Raw genomic sequence first — 19,152 nt, 5'->3', positions numbered from 1 at the left:
TTATCCACGGTGTTAATAACTATTGAATAAGTGTTAACTCTATGTCTAAATAATCCTAACAAATAAATTTGAATGTTTAAAGCTACTCTAAAAACACAATTTGCCACAATCTTTTGAGCAATTTTTAACCAGCTTTATACAAGTAATTAACTTTTTCCCCACTTATAAACAATTAACATTCCAGTATTGATAAAAATTGAAGCGATTTTCGATTAGCCTGAAAATCAAACCTATGATATTAGATAAATGTAATCTAAATGTTAGTAAACGATTAATAACTTATCTTAAAGAAAGAATTTTCTGAACTTGCCAACATTATTAACACACTAATAAACAAACAAGAATTATTTATTTAAAAATACTTATTAATTATTGAGACGTGGAAAGCTTTATCTTTGACCAACGTCAAAATTCAAAAAAGGAAAATTTAATAATGAACATAGATGTCTTAGAAGAAATCAATAAAAAAGGTTTCGCAGAAGAAGAAATTGATCCTACGCTCGATCTTTTCGCCGAGATTGAGAAATTAAAAAAGGAGAAGAATGCAATTATTCTTGCACATTACTATCAAGAGCCTGATATTCAGGATATTGCTGATTATATTGGTGATAGTTTAGGTTTATCGCAAGAAGCTGCAAAAACAGATGCTGATGTAATTGTATTTGCTGGTGTGCATTTTATGGCCGAAACAGCAAAGATTTTATCGCCTGATAAAAAGGTTCTTTTACCCGATGTAAAGGCAGGTTGCTCGTTAGCAGATAGTTGCCCACCTCACTTATTTAAGAAATTTAAGGAAAAATATCCAGATCACCTGGTAATCACTTATGTAAACTGTACTGCCGAATTAAAAGCTTTAAGTGATATCGTATGTACCAGTACCAATGCGGTGCAAATTGTGCAGAGTTTGCCTAAAGACCAGAAAATAATTTTTGGCCCCGACAGGAATTTAGGTGCTTATGTAGCTAAAAAGACAGGAAGGGATCTGGTATTGTGGAACGGTGCCTGTATGGTACACGAAATTTTCTCGCAGGAAAAAATTACAAAACTTAAAGAACGCCATCCGAATGCTAAATTTATTGCACACCCGGAATGTGAGGAAGTGATTTTAAAAATGGCTGATTATGTTGGTTCTACTACTGGTTTGTTAAAATATACAATTAGCAACCCGGCTACGGAATTTATTGTAGCTACAGAAAGTGGCATTATTCACCAGATGGAAAAGGCAAATCCGTCAAAAACCTTTATTCCGGCCCCGCCAAATAACAGTTGTGCCTGTAACGATTGCCCTTATATGAAAAGAAATACGCTGGAAAAACTATATTTATGTATTAAGAATGGTTATCCGGAAGTTACTGTACCTGAGCATATTATTGATCAGGCCCGTAAACCGATCCAAAGAATGCTGGATATTTCAGCAGAACTGGGTTTATAATACATCACATACCTATCAGGTTTTTAAAACCTGATAGGTTTATTTAAGCTATATGGAAAAGAACAACATCCTTAAAAATTATGCGGGTTTATTGTGGCTTTTGGCTGGTATTACAGTTGGGAGCATAGTCGGTTTAATTTTTGGGAAAAGTGTTGAAAGTATAAAACCACTTGGCGATATATTTTTAAACCTGTTGTTTACGGCTGTAATTCCATTGGTATTTTTTGCGGTTTCATCGGCCATTGCCAATATAGACCGCTCGAAAAAATTGGGAAAGCTCTTAACGATTATGGTTTTGGTTTTTCTGGCAACGGTTTTAATTTCGGCAGTTTTAACGTTGGTGGCCAGCTGGATCTTCCCTATTCATCAACAACTGTCGGCCAGTAATTTACCTGAGGAAACCACTAAAATTCAGTCAGTTGGCGAGCAAATGACTCAGCTTTTTACGGTTAGCGAATTTTATGAAATTGGTAGTCGTAAAAATATGCTGGCGCTGATTATTTTTTCCGTTTTGGTTGGTTTTTCAACGCTATATGCTGAAGAATCGGGCACGGAATTTAAAAAGTTTTTGGTATCGGGAAATGAGGTAATGAAAAAACTGATTATCCTGATCATGAAACTGGGGCCTATTGGTTTGGGTGCTTATTTTGCCTATCAGGTAGGTGTTTTCGGACCGCAACTTTTTGGTACTTATGCAAAAGCACTTGGTTTATATTATGGGGTTGGCGCATTTTATTTTATTGTGTTTTTTACCCTTTATGCTTTTATTGCAGGTGGATTTAAAGCCATAAAAATATTTTGGAAAAACAATATTGTGCCCTCTTTAACTGCGATTGGTACCTGCAGCAGCATTGCTACTATACCTGCTAATTTAGATGGGACTACCAAAATGGGCGTTCCGGCATATATAACCAACGTAACCATTCCGCTGGGATCTACACTGCACAAAGATGGATCTAGTATCAGTTCAATCATTAAAATTGTAGTTGTTTTTGCCATTTTTGGAAAAGATCTGGCCCATGTAGATACCATTATTCTGGCTTTAGGCATTACAGTTTTGGTTAGTATTGTTGAAGGTGGCATACCAAATGGTGGTTATATTGGCGAGTTATTGATGATTTCGGCTTACCAGCTCCCACCAGAAGCTTTGCCTCCGGCCATGATTATTGGCACGTTAGTCGATCCGATGGCAACATTGCTGAATGCAACCGGCGATAATGTGGCAGCCATGTTAATTGCCAGGTTTACAGAAGGAAAGAACTGGATGGATAATAAAAAATTGTCATCGTGATGAAGGATATGCAGGTGATGAGTGTTGTAAGTTATAAAAAGAGATGCTGACACAAGTTCAGCATGATAAAAAATATTGAAGAAAGAACAAATATATGTTTGAAAATAAAGAACGTACAGATATTAATCAATTAGGAGAGTTTGGTTTAATCAAACACTTAACCACAAATTTTAAAATCAGAAATGGCTATTCGGTAAAAGGTATTGGCGATGATGCTGCTGTTTTGGATTCTAAAGGAAAACAGATACTGGTTTCAACCGATCTTTTATTGGAAGGTATACATTTCGATCTGGCTTATGTACCCTTAATCCACCTGGGTTACAAAGCGGTACAGGTAAACCTGAGCGATATTTATGCAATGAATGGAAAGGCTAGTCAGATTACGGTTTCTATTGGTGTTTCGAGCAAGTTTCCTTTGGAGGCTGTTGAGGAAATTTATAAGGGTATTGAACTGGCCTGCAATAAATACAATATCGATCTAATTGGTGGCGATACTTCGTCGAGTAAACAGGGCTTGGTAATCAGCATTACCAGTATTGGCTATGCCGATGCCGATAACGTGGTGTACAGAAACGGTGCGCAGGAAAATGATTTGCTTTGTGTTTCCGGTGATTTAGGCGGTGCCTATATGGGCCTTCAGATATTGGAGCGTGAAAAATTAATTTACCTGGAAAATCCTCAAATCCAACCTGATCTGGAAGGCAAAGATTACATTATTGAGCGTCAGTTAAAACCCGAAGCACGTATGGATATTGTAGCGCTTTTAGAAGAAATGGATATTAAACCTACTTCGATGATTGATATTTCGGATGGTTTGGCTTCAGAAATTTTGCATTTGGCAACTGAAAGCGATAAAGGCATTACGATTTACGAAGAGAAAATTCCTTTAGATCCGATGACATACGAAACTGCACGTGAATTGGGAATAGATCCAACCGTTTGTGCTTTAAGTGGTGGCGAAGATTACGAATTGCTATTTACAATTAGTCAGGATGATTATAAAAAACTGAAACATGATGTAGATATCACAGTGATTGGCCACGTAACCGATAAAAATTCGGGTTGTAAAATGGTTTCTAAATCAAACAATGTACACGAATTAAAAGCCCAGGGTTGGAACGCTTTTAAATAAATGATAATAATAAGCTATATTTTGAAGAGACCGGCACTTTATTTAAGTGTTGGTCTCTTTGTTTTTTCATTAACCAGACCCGCTTTAATTATTGAAACAGGTAATGGTTTGAAATCTGACGAATCATTTCTCTATTTTATAATTGGCAGTATTGCCACGTTAGGCGGAGGTACTTCAGAGTTTCTGGTATGGCTTGCCAATCCTTTATATTTTATCGCTTTATTCTTATTGATTAAGAATAAAAAGGGATCAATTTATTTTATTATTATAGCAAATTTTCTAGCTATTTCATTTTTACGTTGGAAAGAAATATTGATTTCTGAAAGTGGTTCTACTGGAAAAATTATCTCATTTTCTTCGGGTTATTATTTATGGGTTGCAAGCATTGTTGTTTTGTTTTTTGTAAGTATTTGTCAGTTAAAAAAAGATTCTACATCACTGAAAGAAGTGAGCAATCATTAAATAATGTGGTTTTAAATCCTATTTGATATTTGCTTTTCAGCTGAAAAATTCCTGCAATGACGATTTTTTATTAATGGAGATTAATCTTATTCATACTGATAACCAAATAATTGCACTATATACTGAAGAACAAAAAATATAAAAAAAAATCGTCCAATAGGCTTTAAATAAAAATAACTAACTTAGTAGGTTTTCGCTTGTGTTTTTATAAAAATTGTAAAAAAAAATCGAGTGGCTTCGCCCCCTTTGTTGCAAAACGACTAAGCTTAATCGGTAATATCTAAATATTTGGTGTCGATTTGTTTTGTTGCTTTTGCCCCGAGTTTTTTAATTTTTTCTGAAGCATTAACCAGATTGCCCGATCCTTCAGATAGCTTGTTCAATGCCTTATCATAAGCATCCTGGCTTTGCTTAACATAGCGGCCAATATTTTCCATATCGCCAATAAAGCCAACAAATTTATCGTACATATTGCCACTTAAACGTGCAATTTCCATTACATTGCGGTTTTGCCGCTCCTGTTTCCACATGCTGGCTATCGTGCGTAAAGTTGCCAGTAAAGTAGACGGACTTACAATGACTACCCGCCTGTCCCACGCAAAATTGAATAACTCTGCATCTTTTTGAACCGCAATGCTAAACGACGATTCTATTGGAACAAAAAGCAAAACGAAATCTGGCGAGTTGATTTTATACAAATCCTGGTAATTTTTAGATGATAACTCCTGGATGTGATTCTTAATAGAGGCCAAATGCTGTTTTACATAGCCTTCACGCTCTTCATCTGTTTCGGCTGACACAGAACGCTCGTAAGCCACTAAACTCACCTTAGCATCTACAATAAGATGTTTATCGTCGGGTAAATCGATTACCACATCTGGTTGAAAGCGGCTGCCATCTGCAGAGGTGTGTGTGGCCTGTATACGGTATTCCTGATCACGCACCAGCCCTGAGCGTTCTAAAACCTTCTCTAAAATTACCTCACCCCAGTTTCCCTGTTTTTTGCTATCGCCTTTTAAAGCCTTTGTTAAGTTATTGGCATCTTCCTGTATCTGCTTGCTTTGGTCCATCAATAAAGAAATTACCCCTTTCAGTGTATTTCTTTCATCCGATTCGGCTTTGTAAACTTTTTCTACCTTGTCTTCAAAAGCTTTAATGTTCTCTTTAAGCGGATTTAAGATAATGTCGAGGTTAGTACGGTTTTGCTCAATAAATTTAGTCGATTTTTCTTCCAGTATTTTATTGGCAATTAGCTCGAAATCTTTATTAAGTTTTTGTTGTGACTGTTCGAAACTGATCTTTTGCTCAGCCAGTTTTTCTTTTTCGGCCAGGTAAAAAGACCGGGTGCTTTCCAGTTCGCGGTTGGCATCGGCCAGGCGATCGCGCTCCGATTGCAGTTCATCTATCAGGCGCTGTTGCTCCTGCTTAAGCAAAATGGTAACATGTTCTTTCTCTGTCGATAAATTAGCCACCCGCTCTTCGGCTTTGGCCAGGTTAATTTTTAGCGATTCGTTTTCGATCCTTATGCGTTCAAAATCTTCAACTGAAAATTGAGCTAACGTAGTTTGTGGCTTTCTCACCAGCAAAATGATCAAAACAATTAAAACAACAACTAATAATGCAACGGCAATGTACTCCATAATGATAAAAATTTTAGTAAAATTCAAAAAAATAAGTGTATTTACCAAAATAATTCGCCGGCTGTTTTGGTGTTGAGTGAAAAACTAGATGGTCTGTACCAAAGCTTTTAGCATATTTAAAGAAAGCTATTATATTAAAAAGTCAGAAAATCACCGAAAAAATTTTTATCATTGGTTTTCTGTATATAAATGAACGAATTAACTGTACTCATTTCCTGCCCTGACCAGGTTGGTTTAGTAACACATATTACCCGTGTATTGGCTGCGCATCAGCTTAACATTATTGCCATGCGCGAATTTGTTGATGAAGCAAACAAGGCATTCTTTACGCGCATAGCTTGTACCGGAGTGCTGGGAAATGCTGAAGAGCTGAAAGAGAAATTGCTCGAAAAACTTCCTGAAAATGCTGAAGTTAATTTAATAACCCAACAGGAAAAACAGATTGCAGTTTTGGTAACGAAAGAATACCATTGCCTGGCCGAAATACTGATCAAAAACCAATTTAAAACTTTGGGTGCCAATGTAAGGTGCGTAATTGGCAACTATGAGTCGCTATGTGATTTTACAGAAAAACTAGGTATCCCATTCTTTTATGTCGATCATAATGGTAAAGATAAAAGCACTTTTGAAACGGAAATAAAGGAAATTATTAATCAGTTTGATGTAGATTACCTGGTGCTGGCCAAATTTATGCGCATTTTATCGGCCGATTTTGTGAAAGATTATGCCGGTAAGATCATCAACATCCACCATTCATTTCTACCGGCGTTTATAGGTGCTAACCCCTACCGCCAGGCTTTTGAAAGGGGAGTAAAGATTATTGGTGCAACGGCTCATTTTGTAACCGATAACCTGGATGAAGGACCTATTATTACCCAGCATACCAACCATGTTGACCATAATTTTGGCGTTAAGGAAATGGTGCGTGCCGGAAAGGAAATCGAGAAAAAAGTATTGTTGGAGGCGCTTGAATTAATTTTCGAAGACCGGGTTTTTGTAAGCGGAAATAAAACGATAGTGTTTAAGTAGGGCGTTTTGGGCTAAGCGTTTGGCGTATCGTTATATCAAGGATTAATTATCATATAAAACAATATTATAAAAAGGATTTTTTGGGAACCGAATACTTTGCTAACGTTTTAGTAAATTTCTATATTTAGCATCTGCAAATGCTCAATTAACGTATAAACGCTCAAAATGAAATATATATTAATGTTTCTCATACTTTGGTCTATCGGATCAAAAGCTCAAACCGAACTTCAATTTAATCACTCATTAATTAACTGTGAGGATAAGTGGGTTGCTTTTCCAATGAACAAAGACAGCACTTATAATTTTGGATTCATTTATTTGGATAATCAGGCTGGCTTAACCCTTAATGTTGAAGGAACATTTAAGATAGACGAAAATGGAAAATATATAGGGAGAAAGATCAATAATTCGATGGTTAAACATCGTATTCCACCAACTAGAGTTTTGGCTGCCCTTATTCCTACTTCGAAATTTGCCGATCTTCAGATACAGGGCACTCCAGATTGGTTAAAAGGATATAAAACGGATAACAAAGACGTTCACAGGCTTTTTCGGCTAGGATATGTCTGCAATCAGTGGGATTTGGCAGATAGAGCGCTGGTATACTTGGAGAAAGTAAAAGCAATCGATCCAAAATACAATGGATTGATTCTTGAATTTGCTTTTGCCTATAATGTACTAAAGCAATATGATAAGGCAGTTTTTTTATTAAAACAGGCTATTATTGAAAACCCGAAAAATTGTTTGCTACATAGGGAGCTTGTTTATGCTCAACTGAATATTAAATTAACAGATGCCGAAGAAACATATAAAAATGCTGATAAAGATTGTTCTGATAGCGCTTCAAAAAGTGAAATGGCACACAATATAGCTTATCATTACTATCTCTTAAAAAACAAACAGAAGTTTAATTATTGGGGAGATGAAGTTAAAAAGTACAGTAAGACAGGAGATCAGTTTGCGCAAAAATTGACGATGATGCAAGCTGAAATGGATAAATTATAAATTTTTTAAAAGCAGTTCAGCCACATCTTCTCCGGTTTGCGAACCAATAGCAATCCCCATTCCGTTACAGCGCGTTGCGCAAAATACATTGGGCTTAATTTCTTCAATAAGCGGTTCGAGTGTTTTGCCGAAAGCCATGATGCCGCTCCATTCCTGGTCTATTTCATAGTGCGTTTGGGGTAAAATCAAAGTATCCAGTAAATTTTGTAAGGCTTGCCGAACTGTTGTTGTTTGCCCAAAAGTGGTGGTTTCTTCTGCTTTGAAATCAATATTACGGCCTCCACCCAGCAAAATCCGGTTGTTGATGTTTCGGAAATAATAATAGCCTTTATCGTAATGAAAAGTGCCTTTAATTTTTAAACCTTTAATGGGTTTGGTAATTAAAACCTGCCCTCTTCCGGGAGCGATGTCTACCTCGGGAATTAAATCCTTAATAAAAGCGTTAGTAGCTACGATCGTTTTTTTGCAGGAAAAAGCACCGTTTGCAGTAACTAAGCTCAGGCCTTGTGTTTCTTCGGCAATATGATTAACAGTGCAATTGTTAAATATGCAAATGCCAAGTTGTTGGGCATAGCCAATCAGGGCAAACATCATTTTACCGGTATCGATCTGCGCTTCGTATTTGTTTTCAATTAATGTTTCAGTTGGTCCGAAACCAAAAGCAGATGCTTTTTTAGGTTTGGCACTAAAAGCATCAGGCCCAACGATATTAAGCGTTAACTTGTTGTAATGTTCAATTTTGGCTACACATGTTGAGGCCAATAAGTGGTCACCTTTTCTAAATATTTCATAGCCACCTAAACACTGGTAATCAATAGTGTTATCGCCAAGTAAATTGCGGAGCTTAAGCAGGCCTTTCCAGCGTTTTTCTATAAGCGCGGCCAAACCGTCCAAACCAGCCTTTTCTTGTTGTTCAATGAGTTCAGAAATGCTGCCAAAGCATGCAAAACCGGCATTTTTGGTGCTTGCACCGGTGGGTAAAAAACCACTTTCAAGCAGCGCTATTTTTAAAGATGGTGCCGATTTTTTAAGGTGTACTGCCGCGTTTAAACCCACAATGCCACTGCCAATAATAATTACATCATAATTAAAAAATGATTCTCTTTCCCAGTATGAAAGTGCATTTGGCATACTATAAATGTACTGTTTTTTAACAATCAAATAATATGGGAACGCTTTTTGATATACTGGATATGAAAAACATACATGAGAAAATGGGAGTTTATTTAATATTAATAATCCCGGTATTGTTACTGAGCATGTTTGTACAATGGCGATTTAGAAACAAGTTTTCCAAATACGCCGAAATGCAATTGAGCTCAGGTTTATCGGGCAAGGAGGTGGCAGAAAGGATGCTGCATGATAACGGGATATACGATGTGAAGGTGATGAGTACCGAAGGACAATTAACTGATCATTATAACCCGACAGATAAAACTGTAAATTTAAGTACAGATGTTTACTACAGCCGCAGTGTGGCGGCAGCAGCAGTTGCAGCACACGAATGTGGTCATGCTTTGCAGCAAGCCAAATCGTATAACTGGCTGCAGTTACGGAGCAGCATGGTTCCGGTGGTAAGCATTTCTTCTAACCTTTTACAATGGGTTTTGTTAATTGGTGTGCTTTTAATCAGTTTTACCGGTAACCCGATTGTGTTGGCAATTGGTGTGGTTGGCCTGGCTTTAATAACTATATTCAGCATTATTACCCTGCCTGTAGAGTTCGATGCGAGCAACAGAGCTTTGGCCTGGTTAAGAAATAATCATGGGGTAATGCAAACGCAGGAAGAAAATACACAAGCTAAAGATGCTTTATGGTGGGCCGCAATGACCTATGTTGTTGCAGCGGTTGGTGCCCTTGCAAATTTGCTATACTATGCTTCGATGCTTTTTGGAAGAAGCAGAGATTAGCAATAATTTATTAAATGCATGATGGTCAGAATTTTATTCTGGCCATTTTTGTTTAAAGATATTTTTGAAATAATGATCCTTTTTTGGAAAGCAGGTTTCGTTTTATTATCGGCGAATGCACCCATGCTCTCCACTTTACTCGTTGCACTCATGTCTGTTACAATCAGGTTTAGGTGGTGCAAGCAGTTCTGCTATTTGTAGTTGCATTAGGCATAAAACTTAAAATGAAATGCTGAAATTGCTTTCTAATAGATTTGTCGTCATTTCGAATGTTTTGGAGAAATCTATAGTTTGATTTAGAGATTTCTAGCCGCCTCTAAGGGCAGGCATTCCGCCACGCTTTCATACGATGGCTATCGGATCGAAATGACGATTTGCGGCAGGACTTAACAATAAAAAAATTAATTCAATTTATAAGGTGCTACAAGCTGAAATTCAGGAATGTCTACGTCGAATTCCGACTCATCTAAAGCACGTTTCATAAGGTAGGTACCTTTCATACTGCCCATATCGGTTTTTAAATTGCAACCTGATACGTACACATGGGTTTCGCCAGGCTGAATGATAGGTTGTAAACCAACAACACCCTCTCCTTCCACCTCTCTCCGGCTACTGTTCGAATCAAAAATAAACCACTGGCGGCGCATCAGTTGTACAGCATAATCAGAAAGATTAGATATTTCTACACGATAAGCGAACATATAATGTTCATTAGCCGGATTTGAATATTCTGGCTGGTAAACCGTCTCTACCGAAACTTTAACCCCATCTGTAATAGCTGTAACCATGATGATAACGAATGTATAAAAAACTGTTCAAAAATCAAGCCAGTACTTTTGTGGCATCGTAATGTGCAAATTTTTCTGCCACTTCTGCTAAAATACTGTAAATGTTATTGATATCGGGCTCGGCCACCAGGCGCATGCGGTAAGGTTTAAAGTCAGGAAGCCCTTTAAAATAATTGGCATAATGGCGGCGCATTTCAAAGATTCCGGTTTTAGGACCTTTCCATTCCAGCGATTTATCTAAATGTGTACGGCAAACGTTAATTCTCTCTTCAATGGTTGGTCCGGGAAGGTGCTCGCCGGTTTCGAAGAAATGTTTAACCTCGCGGAAAATCCAGGGATAACCAATAGCCGCACGGCCAATCATAATGCCATCCACTTCATATTCCATGCGCCAGTTTGCTGCTTTTTCGGGGCTATCAACATCACCATTGCCAAAAATTGGAATCGTAATTCTCGGGTTACGTTTAATTTCCCTGATCAGCGTCCAGTCGGCCTCCCCTTTGTATAGTTGAGCCCTTGTTCTGCCGTGAATGGTTAAAGCCTGAATGCCAACATCCTGTAACCTTTCAGCCACTTCTCGAACATTTTTGGTGTTATCATCCCAACCCAGGCGGGTTTTAACGGTAACAGGCAGGTGCGATGCCTTCACAACGGCATCTGTCATTTTTACCATTTTATCAATGTCCTGAAGGAGGCTGGAGCCAGCGCCTTTGCAAACTACGTTTTTTACCGGGCAGCCGTAGTTAATGTCAACTAAATCCGGTCCGGCTGCAGAGGCAATTTCTGAAGCCTCGCGCATGTGATCGATATCGCCACCAAAAATCTGTATGCCGATAGGTCTTTCATATTCAAAAATATCCAGTTTCTGTCTGCTTTTTGCTGCATCGCGGATCAATCCTTCCGAAGAAATAAATTCGGTGTACATCATATCCGCCCCGTTTTGTTTGCATACGTAACGGAACGGCGGGTCGCTCACATCCTCCATTGGGGCAAGCAATAACGGGAATTCTCCTAAATCAATATTTCCTATCTTTACAGACATTTTCTATCTTCAACGATTAATAAAACATACAAAGGTACAAATAATGAATTTTGTAACACCTAAACGCGAGGAAATCAATCCTTTCTTACAATTACTTTTACTTTTATTTTACGCAGTTGCTGGGGCTTTGGTTTTCGGCATCATTGCATTTGTAATCTGTATTGCCATATATGGGATGGGTTTGTTGAGTAATTTCGACCTGCTTTTATCGGGCGATGCTAGGTATATTTCAGGTTTGAAGGTAATACAGATTTTAAGTTCGATAGGTACATTTATTTTACCTGCGCTAGCCTTGGCCTTAACTGAAAGAACAAAAATTGCCCGGTTTTATAGCTTCAGGCAGCCAAAGGTTTTATTGCTTTTGCTGGTTGTAATTATTATGATAGTGAGTATGCCCTTTATGGAGTGGACAGTAATCTGGAACCAAAAAATGGCTTTGCCAGGCTTTTTAAAGGGGATTGAGGCCTGGATGAAAGAAAAAGAGCAACTGGCAGCCAAAATGACCATTCAGCTAATTACGGTAAGGAGTAATTTCGATTTTATCGTAAACCTGGTAATGATTGCAGTTTTACCAGCCATTGGAGAAGAACTAATGTTTAGAGGCGGTGTACAGCGCTCATTGGAGCGGGCTTTTGGCAATCCACACTTAGCGATATGGCTCTCGGCCATTATTTTTAGTACCATACATGTACAGTTTTATGGTTTCGTACCGCGGATGCTGCTGGGAGCAGGTTTTGGTTACCTGTATTATTATAGTGGCAGTATCTGGTATGCCATGTTTGCGCACTTTTTAAATAATGCTTACGCTGTTTGTGCAGCCTTTTACATGCAAAAACACAATATCCCACTCGATAAAGCCGACGAACCAATCGGATTTCCGTGGTATGGCTATTTAATTAGTGCAATAATTACCATAGCTTTGTTTAAATTTTTTAAAGATAGCGCAGCACGTGAGCGAAAATTGGGTTAAAGTATATACTACCGGCGATGCCTTCGCTGCCGAGGTATTAAAACAGGGCTTAACAGAAGCTGGAATTCCGGCCGTAACGATGAATAAACAGCTCTCGGCTTATTATATTGGCGAAATAAATGTGCTGGTTAATAAAGTAGATTTCAATAAGGCCATCGAATATATCGTCGAAAACGAAATCGAATAACATGTCAAACCTCATCCATTTTACATCCCACATTTTACCTTTTTAGCATGAAAACCAGGGCAATAACCGCTTTCTTTTTTACCATTGTAATGCTTGGCTCTATTTTGCTGGGTACTTATACATTTACCGCATTCTATCTCGTTTTAAGCGTTTTATCGCTGCTTGAGTTTTATAAACTGATTAAAAATTCGGGTATCAGGCCGCATAGAAACATTGGCCTGGCTGCAGGTGCACTTGTCTTTTTAATGGCTGCAGGTTTACATTACCTTAAATACGATGTTAAGTACCTGTTGCTTTGTATACCGCTTATTTTTTCGGTTTTTATTACCGAGTTATACAAGAAAAATAAAATTCCCTTTGCCAATATATCCTACACTTTTGTGGGCTTTGTTTATGTAACCATTCCTTTTTGTTTTTTTCATGCGCTTGGCTTTTTAAAAAACTGGAACGAGTATAATTTTCATTTCCCGCTGGCATTTTTACTGATGTTATGGGCAAACGATACCGGTGCTTATCTTTTTGGGGTAAAATATGGCAAACGCAAATTATTTGAGCGCCACTCGCCTAAAAAGAGCTGGGAAGGCTTTTTTGGGGGTATGTTTACCAGTGTTTTGGTTGCCTATGGCCTATCGTTTCTATTTACTGAAAGTCCAGTTTGGGTTTGGGCAGGCATGGCTTTATTAATTGCCAGCTTTGGTACCCTCGGCGATCTGGTAGAATCGATGTTAAAACGCAGTCTGGATACCAAAGATAGTGGCGGGTTATTACCTGGGCATGGCGGCTTGTTAGACCGCTTTGATGGTTTATTACTGGCAGCCCCTGTGGTTTACGCTTACCTGTATCTGATTTTGTATTAAAGAATAACATTGGCGAGCCTCTTTCGTTTGTTATGAGGACTATAGATGCTAAAATTTAATTGGCAGAAGCAACGACTACATAGTATGCTCTTTCTACATATTCACCGCCGCTACTTTGTACCTGCTCTAATTTTTTAATTGTATTTTTTATGGTAAAGCCGGTACTTTCCAATAGTTGCTGTACTTTTTCTACGCCGTAAAGTGTAAATCCATAAGGAGTAAAGGGCAGTTTCTCCATGAAGGTTTTATCAGCGAAACAAAGCGCAAATAACCCATTTGGTTTTAATACATCCCTAATTTGCTTAAGGTATTGAATAGGTTCTGGCCAAAAATAAAGGGTATTTACTGTAAAAGCGTTATCGAATTGTTCGTCTGCGTATAGCAGGTCTATACCATTGGTGAGCTGAAAATGAACCAAACCTTTTTCTATAAACGCGGCGTTTATTTTGCGGGCCTCGGTAATCATCGTTTCAGAAATATCTGCGCCGAAGTACCGGATATCATTAGCCTTTTTAAGTAGATATTCGATATGTGAACCATTTCCGTGACCAATCTCCAGTATGATATCTCCTTTTTCAATAACGAGGGCATCAATAGCAGCATGTGTCATCCCAAGATTGTTGATGCTCATCAGCTCACCTGTTTTAATACCCTGTGCGCCTTCAGGACAGGCTAGTTGTTTGGCAATATTTTCTAAATCTGCTGTGCTATGCTGATGTTCCATAAGTTTAAGTTTTTTCAAAAATAAAGGACTGCCCACCTCAACTGTTATATCATTTAGAAAGAGTTTTACATGATTATTTGATTACCTGAACCGGCTTTTTGTTTTCATCTATTGCCACAAAGGTAAAATCGCCATGTACAGCCAGTTCACGGCCTTCGGCATACATTTGTTCGATATAAATTTCGACATTCACTTTTAAACTGGTGTTACCTACATGGTTTACTTTGCCAATTAGCTCTACAATGGTTCCGGCTGGGATTGGTTTTTTAAAATCTATCCTGTCGCTGCTCACAGTAACCATAATCTGCCTGCTAAAACGAGTGGCGGTTATAAAAGCAACTTCATCCATCATGTGCATAGCGGTACCGCCAAAAAGTGTATCGTAGTGGTTTGTGGTATTCGGGAAAACGGCTTTGAAAATACTGGTTTTAGAGTTTTCTATTCTTTCTGCTAAGGTCATTTTTTAGGTATAAGTTATGGTCAAATGTAGAAATTAGCGCCGAAAAATTTTAATTTTTGATAATTTGAAAAATTAAGAAGAAATATTGCATCGATCAAATTCAAAGTTGATACAAGGCGTTCACTGTAACAAATTTAGCGCATGTAAAATCGCTCCACTTTCTATATTATATTTGATTATCCATCAAACTAACTCAATTATGATAAAAAACTACCTGAAAAAGATTTGTTTAGCTTTTTTAATTACCGCTTATTGTGCTGTCCAGGCTCAGGAAGTGCCAACGCCGAAATCGCATTTCGGTTTTGATATTGGCGATAATTACCAGCTGGCCAATTATACCCAAACTTCGGCTTACTTTAAAAAACTGGCCGAAACCTCCAAACGAGTTAAACTGGTTGATATTGGCCAAACCGAAGAAGGAAGAAGCCAGTACATGCTGATTGTTTCTTCGCCCGAAAATTTGAAGAAGTTAGATCGCTATAAAGAAATTTCGCAACAGCTGGCACATGCCGAAATTACGACAGAACAGGCTAAAGCATTAGCCGCCGAAGGAAAAGCTGTGGTTTGGATTGATGGCGGTTTGCACGCCAATGAAGTGGTGGGAGCGCATCAGTTAATTCAAACAGCATATGAATTTGCTTCGAGAACTGATCCGGAAACCTTACGTATCCTCGATAATGTGATCATTTTATTTACACATGCCAACCCAGATGGACAAGAGCTGATGAGTAACTGGTACATGCGTGAAAAGGATCAGAGCAAGAGAACAACTTCGGGTTTGCCGGTTTTGTATGAAAAGTACGCAGGGCACGATAATAATCGCGATTTCTTTATGTTAAACCTAAAAGAAACCCAAAATATAGGTCGACAGCTTTTTGTTGAATGGATTCCGCAAATTATGTACAACCACCATCAGGCAGGCCCGGCAGGAACGGTCGTTGCAGGCCCACCCTACCGCGATCCTTTCAATTATGTATTCGACCCAACTTTGTTAACCAGTTTGGATGCTGTAGGCGCAGCCATGCATACCCGGATGAACGTAGAAAATAAGCCCGGTTATACCCAGCGTGGTGGTTCCGTTTTTTCTACCTGGTACAACGGTGGTTTAAGAACAACAACCTATTTTCATAATATGATTGGCTTACTGACCGAGATTGTGGGCAACCCTACTCCATCAGAAATTCCTTTGGTTCCATCACGCTTATTGCCTAATAGCGATTCTCCGAACCCTGTTACCCCTAGAAAATGGTATTTTAAAAACTCAATCGATTATTCTGTATCGTTAAACTATGCGGTTTTAAACTATGCACAGCGTTATCGTGATGAGCTGTTGTTTAATATTTACCAAATGGGCAGAAACTCTATTGAACGGGGTAAAAAAGACACCTGGTCGTTTTCGCCAAAGAAAATCGAAGCGATTAATAATGCAGCCAAAAAAGATAAAGAAAGCGCAGCCACGGGTGATGCCGACTTCGGCTCTAGGCAACTTAGTATTAAAGCTTTCGATACCGTGATGAAAGCACCTGCAAACCGCGACCCGCGTGGTTATATTGTTTCTGCAGATCAGCCTGATTTTAATTCGGCTATAAAATTTTTAAATGCGCTGATCAGAACGGGCATTGTGGTACAAAAGGCAACGGCAGGATTTACGGTAGCTGGTAAAAATTACCCTGCGGGCAGTTATGTGGTTAAAACCGATCAGGCTTTTCGCCCGCATGTGCTTGATATGTTTGAGCCGCAAGATCACCCTAACGATTTTAAATATGAAGGCGGTGCGCCGATTCCTCCTTACGATGCAGCTGGATGGACTTTGGCTTACTTGATGGATGTTAAGTTCGATCGCATTCTGGATGATTTTTCAGGACCATTTGAGAAAAACCCTTACGGTACTTTGTTAAAGGCCGAAAATAAGTTTCCGAATGGTGCTGGCTATGTATTGAGTGCGGCACAAAACGATTCTTACATGGCAGTAAACGACCTGTTAAAAAACAAGGTTGAAGTATTTCGTTCGACCGAAAATGGCGATTTCTATGTTTCATCGGCTGGGAAACAGGTTTTAGAAAAGGCTAATGTTAAACTAAAAACGGCAGCAGTGCCAAAAGATAAAGTTAAAATTTCGGCATCGCGGATTGCCCTTTGGGACACCTACGGCGGTTCTATGGCATCGGGGTGGGTAAGGTGGATGATGGAGCAGTACCATTTCAATGCCACAGTAATTTACCCGCAAGATATTGATGCAGGCAATTTAAAATCTAAATACGATGCGATTATTTTTGTTGGAGGTGCCATTCCTTCTGTTCAAGGTGGTGGCCGGTCTTTCGCGCCTAAAATGGAAGAAGTTCCGCAGGAATATAGAAACCGCTTAGGCAGGATAAGTGCTGATAAATCGATCCCAGAGTTGAAAAAATTTTTAGAAGCAGGAGGAAATATCGTTACCATTGGCAGTAGCACCAATCTGGCTTATCATTTAAAATTACCTGTACGCAATGCGATGATGGAAATTGTTAATGGGGAAGAAAAAAGGTTACCTGCCGAAAAATATTATGTTCCGGGCAGTGTTTTAAATGTAGCAGTTGACACCAGTTTGCCATGTACCTGGGGAATGGAAAAAGAAGCAGATGTTTATTTTGATAATAGTCCAGTTTTTAAATTAACCGGCGATGCCATTGCATCAGGAAAAATTAAACCCTTAATGTGGTTCGAAAATGCTACGCCTTTGCGGAGTGGTTGGGCCTGGGGACAGGCCTACCTGCAGGACGGGGTAACCGCTTTTGAAGCCAAAGTGGGTAAAGGAAAACTGTTTGCCTTTGGACCTGAGATTGCATTCAGGGCACAAACACACGGTACATTTAAATTGATATTTAATCAGTTATATCAATAATAATCATTACACACGGTTCAAAGGCCACTATCCTAAAAGATAGTGGCTTTTGACTTTCAGCTTACCCTGGGCAAATATAATCGCCCTAATTTTGTATCATGAAAGTAGAAATCTGGTCGGATGTAATGTGTCCGTTTTGCTATATCGGAAAAAGGCATTTTGAGCAAGCTATCGAAACGCTGCCTTTTAAAAATGAAATTGAAGTAGATTGGAAAAGTTATCAGCTTAATCCTGAATACCACAATACCAACAACGAAACGGTTTACGATTACCTCTCGCGTAGTAAGGGAATGCCTGTTGAGCAAGCCAGGCAAATGACCAAACAAGTTGTTGATATGGCTGCAAATGCAGGTTTAACTATCGATTTTGATACCAACATACCTGCCAATACCTTTAATGCGCACCGTTTAATTCATTTGGCGGCAAAGCATAACCTGCAGGACCTGGCTGAAGAAAAACTGTTTGAAGCACATTTTGTGAAAGCGAAAAATATAGGAGAAACCAGTGTTTTGGTTGATGTTGCAATAGAAATCGGTTTAGATAAAGCAGAAGCTGAAGCAGTTTTGGCTGGTGATCAGTTTGCTGAGGCAGTGCGTTACGATATTTATGAAAGCCAAAACCTGGGCATTCGTGGAGTTCCCTATTTTGTAATGGACAGAAAATATGGAGTTTCGGGTGCGCAACCCATACAGGCTTTTACCGAGGCTTTGACACAAAGTTTTAAAGAATGGAAAGAAGCACAACCTAAAACAAAGCTTACCTCTTTAAATAAAACCGGCGACGCCATTTGTGATGAAAACGGTTGTGAGATATAACTTTGTTCCCTCAGATTAAGCTGGTCTGCGGGAACAAATATCATACTCGTCATCTCGACTGGAACGCAGTGGGATGGAGAGATCTATCCCGAGACAGATTTAGCTTCGCTGAGCACTCCTATGTTTGTTTTCAATCGAAAAAGAGATAAATTAGAAATACTTAAGTGAAAAAGAGTGAGAGAGGATCTGAGCCTAAACAGCTTCGTGGTTCTAGACTGCTTTACACTCCGCTCGAAATGACGGTAACTTTGAGAGAGTCAGATCCTTCGACTATGCTCAGGATGACGACCTACCAGGCTGGTGTTACCGTTTATTTTTCAACGGGGTTAATAAATATTCCAATCCATTAACCCGTATTTCGAACATCGTAGCCATTAAGTCGCCCAGCTTCCCTTTCGGAAATCCTTTATCCTTATACCATAGCAAATAACTTTCGGGGATATTGCAGATCAGGTAACCCTTATATTTTCCATAAGGCATCTGCATTTTCACTAAATCGAGTAAAAGGGTTGGGTCTAACATTTAAA

General features: G+C 38.8%; 19 protein-coding genes. 12 read left to right on the top strand and 7 right to left on the bottom strand.

Going from position 1 to position 19,152, the window contains the following annotated elements:
• Positions 1-433: 433 nt before the first annotated feature.
• From nadA to G7074_RS09545, 4 genes are all read left to right on the top strand, one after another.
• Entirely contained in the window at positions 434-1,432 is a 999-nt protein-coding gene (gene nadA, locus G7074_RS09560) for a quinolinate synthase NadA (protein ID WP_124558945.1), read from the top strand.
• 52 nt (positions 1,433-1,484) lie between these two features.
• Positions 1,485-2,723 carry a dicarboxylate/amino acid:cation symporter gene (locus tag G7074_RS09555; RefSeq protein WP_166208130.1) on the top strand — a complete coding sequence of 413 codons (1,239 nt, stop codon included), beginning with the start codon at positions 1,485-1,487 and terminating at the stop codon, positions 2,721-2,723.
• A 94-nt stretch (positions 2,724-2,817) separates the two neighbouring features.
• Positions 2,818-3,855, top strand: a complete 1,038-nt coding sequence (gene thiL, locus G7074_RS09550) for a thiamine-phosphate kinase (protein ID WP_166208127.1) — start codon at positions 2,818-2,820, stop codon at positions 3,853-3,855.
• Between the two features lie 21 nt (positions 3,856-3,876).
• On the top strand, positions 3,877-4,317 hold the full coding sequence (locus tag G7074_RS09545) for a hypothetical protein (RefSeq protein ID WP_124558948.1): 441 nt from the start codon (positions 3,877-3,879) through the stop codon (positions 4,315-4,317).
• A gap of 266 nt (positions 4,318-4,583) precedes the next feature.
• Here the strand turns inward: G7074_RS09545 and rmuC are convergent, their stop codons facing one another.
• Positions 4,584-5,957 carry a DNA recombination protein RmuC gene (rmuC, locus tag G7074_RS09540; protein WP_166208124.1) on the bottom strand — a complete coding sequence of 458 codons (1,374 nt, stop codon included), beginning with the start codon at positions 5,955-5,957 and terminating at the stop codon, positions 4,584-4,586.
• Positions 5,958-6,146: 189 nt separating this feature from the next.
• On the opposite strand from rmuC, the gene purU reads away from it, so the two are divergent.
• A complete protein-coding gene (gene purU, locus G7074_RS09535) occupies positions 6,147-6,986 on the top strand; it encodes a formyltetrahydrofolate deformylase (protein ID WP_124558950.1) in 840 nt (279 codons plus the stop codon).
• A 165-nt stretch (positions 6,987-7,151) separates the two neighbouring features.
• Positions 7,152-7,991: a tetratricopeptide repeat protein gene (locus G7074_RS09530; protein ID WP_124558951.1), complete on the top strand. Its 840-nt coding sequence runs from the start codon at positions 7,152-7,154 to the stop codon at positions 7,989-7,991.
• Here the strand turns inward: G7074_RS09530 and G7074_RS09525 are convergent.
• Positions 7,986-9,122 (bottom strand): FAD-binding oxidoreductase, encoded by a 1,137-nt coding sequence (locus tag G7074_RS09525; RefSeq protein WP_166208121.1) that lies wholly within the window; start codon positions 9,120-9,122, stop codon positions 7,986-7,988. The two genes, G7074_RS09530 and G7074_RS09525, sit on opposite strands and share 6 nt — an antisense overlap.
• Before the next feature lie 83 nt (positions 9,123-9,205).
• On the opposite strand from G7074_RS09525, the gene G7074_RS09520 reads away from it, so the two are divergent.
• The gene (locus G7074_RS09520) at positions 9,206-9,901 is read left to right on the top strand and encodes a zinc metallopeptidase (protein ID WP_124559022.1); all 696 of its coding nucleotides are present in this window, start codon (positions 9,206-9,208) and stop codon (positions 9,899-9,901) included.
• A 401-nt stretch (positions 9,902-10,302) separates the two neighbouring features.
• Here the strand turns inward: G7074_RS09520 and apaG are convergent, their stop codons facing one another.
• Both apaG and dusB read right to left on the bottom strand, forming a co-directional pair.
• Entirely contained in the window at positions 10,303-10,689 is a 387-nt protein-coding gene (apaG, locus tag G7074_RS09515) for a Co2+/Mg2+ efflux protein ApaG (RefSeq protein WP_124558953.1), read from the bottom strand.
• Positions 10,690-10,723: 34 nt separating this feature from the next.
• Positions 10,724-11,731 (bottom strand): tRNA dihydrouridine synthase DusB, encoded by a 1,008-nt coding sequence (gene dusB / locus G7074_RS09510; RefSeq protein ID WP_124558954.1) that lies wholly within the window; start codon positions 11,729-11,731, stop codon positions 10,724-10,726.
• A 43-nt stretch (positions 11,732-11,774) separates the two neighbouring features.
• On the opposite strand from dusB, the gene G7074_RS09505 reads away from it, so the two are divergent.
• From G7074_RS09505 to G7074_RS09495, 3 genes are read left to right on the top strand one after another with little or no spacing between them, the layout of a single operon-like run.
• Positions 11,775-12,701: a CPBP family intramembrane glutamic endopeptidase gene (locus G7074_RS09505; protein ID WP_124558955.1), complete on the top strand. Its 927-nt coding sequence runs from the start codon at positions 11,775-11,777 to the stop codon at positions 12,699-12,701.
• Complete coding sequence (locus G7074_RS09500; RefSeq protein WP_158673996.1) at positions 12,682-12,888, top strand: putative signal transducing protein; 207 nt, start codon at positions 12,682-12,684, stop codon at positions 12,886-12,888. Before G7074_RS09505 ends, G7074_RS09500 begins: the two co-directional genes overlap by 20 nt.
• 47 nt (positions 12,889-12,935) lie before the next feature.
• Entirely contained in the window at positions 12,936-13,745 is an 810-nt protein-coding gene (locus G7074_RS09495; RefSeq protein WP_124558957.1) for a phosphatidate cytidylyltransferase, read from the top strand.
• A 55-nt stretch (positions 13,746-13,800) separates the two neighbouring features.
• Here the strand turns inward: G7074_RS09495 and G7074_RS09490 are convergent, their stop codons facing one another.
• Together G7074_RS09490 and G7074_RS09485 are read right to left on the bottom strand one after the other, a co-directional pair.
• Positions 13,801-14,469: a class I SAM-dependent methyltransferase gene (locus G7074_RS09490; protein WP_166208118.1), complete on the bottom strand. Its 669-nt coding sequence runs from the start codon at positions 14,467-14,469 to the stop codon at positions 13,801-13,803.
• A gap of 73 nt (positions 14,470-14,542) precedes the next feature.
• Positions 14,543-14,929 carry an acyl-CoA thioesterase gene (locus G7074_RS09485; RefSeq protein WP_124558959.1) on the bottom strand — a complete coding sequence of 129 codons (387 nt, stop codon included), beginning with the start codon at positions 14,927-14,929 and terminating at the stop codon, positions 14,543-14,545.
• A 199-nt stretch (positions 14,930-15,128) separates the two neighbouring features.
• Here G7074_RS09485 and G7074_RS09480 point away from each other — a divergent pair, with 199 nt between their 5' ends.
• Positions 15,129-17,810: a M14 metallopeptidase family protein gene (locus tag G7074_RS09480; protein ID WP_124558960.1), complete on the top strand. Its 2,682-nt coding sequence runs from the start codon at positions 15,129-15,131 to the stop codon at positions 17,808-17,810.
• Positions 17,811-17,908: 98 nt separating this feature from the next.
• Entirely contained in the window at positions 17,909-18,625 is a 717-nt protein-coding gene (locus G7074_RS09475; RefSeq protein WP_124558961.1) for a DsbA family oxidoreductase, read from the top strand.
• Between the two features lie 303 nt (positions 18,626-18,928).
• Here G7074_RS09475 and G7074_RS09470 read toward each other — a convergent pair whose 3' ends face one another.
• Complete coding sequence (locus tag G7074_RS09470; protein WP_124558962.1) at positions 18,929-19,147, bottom strand: DUF3820 family protein; 219 nt, start codon at positions 19,145-19,147, stop codon at positions 18,929-18,931.
• Between the last annotated feature and the right edge of the window lie 5 nt (positions 19,148-19,152).

Source organism: Pedobacter sp. HDW13 (assembly GCF_011303555.1).
Classification (GTDB): domain Bacteria; phylum Bacteroidota; class Bacteroidia; order Sphingobacteriales; family Sphingobacteriaceae; genus Pedobacter.
This window is presented reverse-complemented; position numbering and strand designations above follow the sequence as displayed.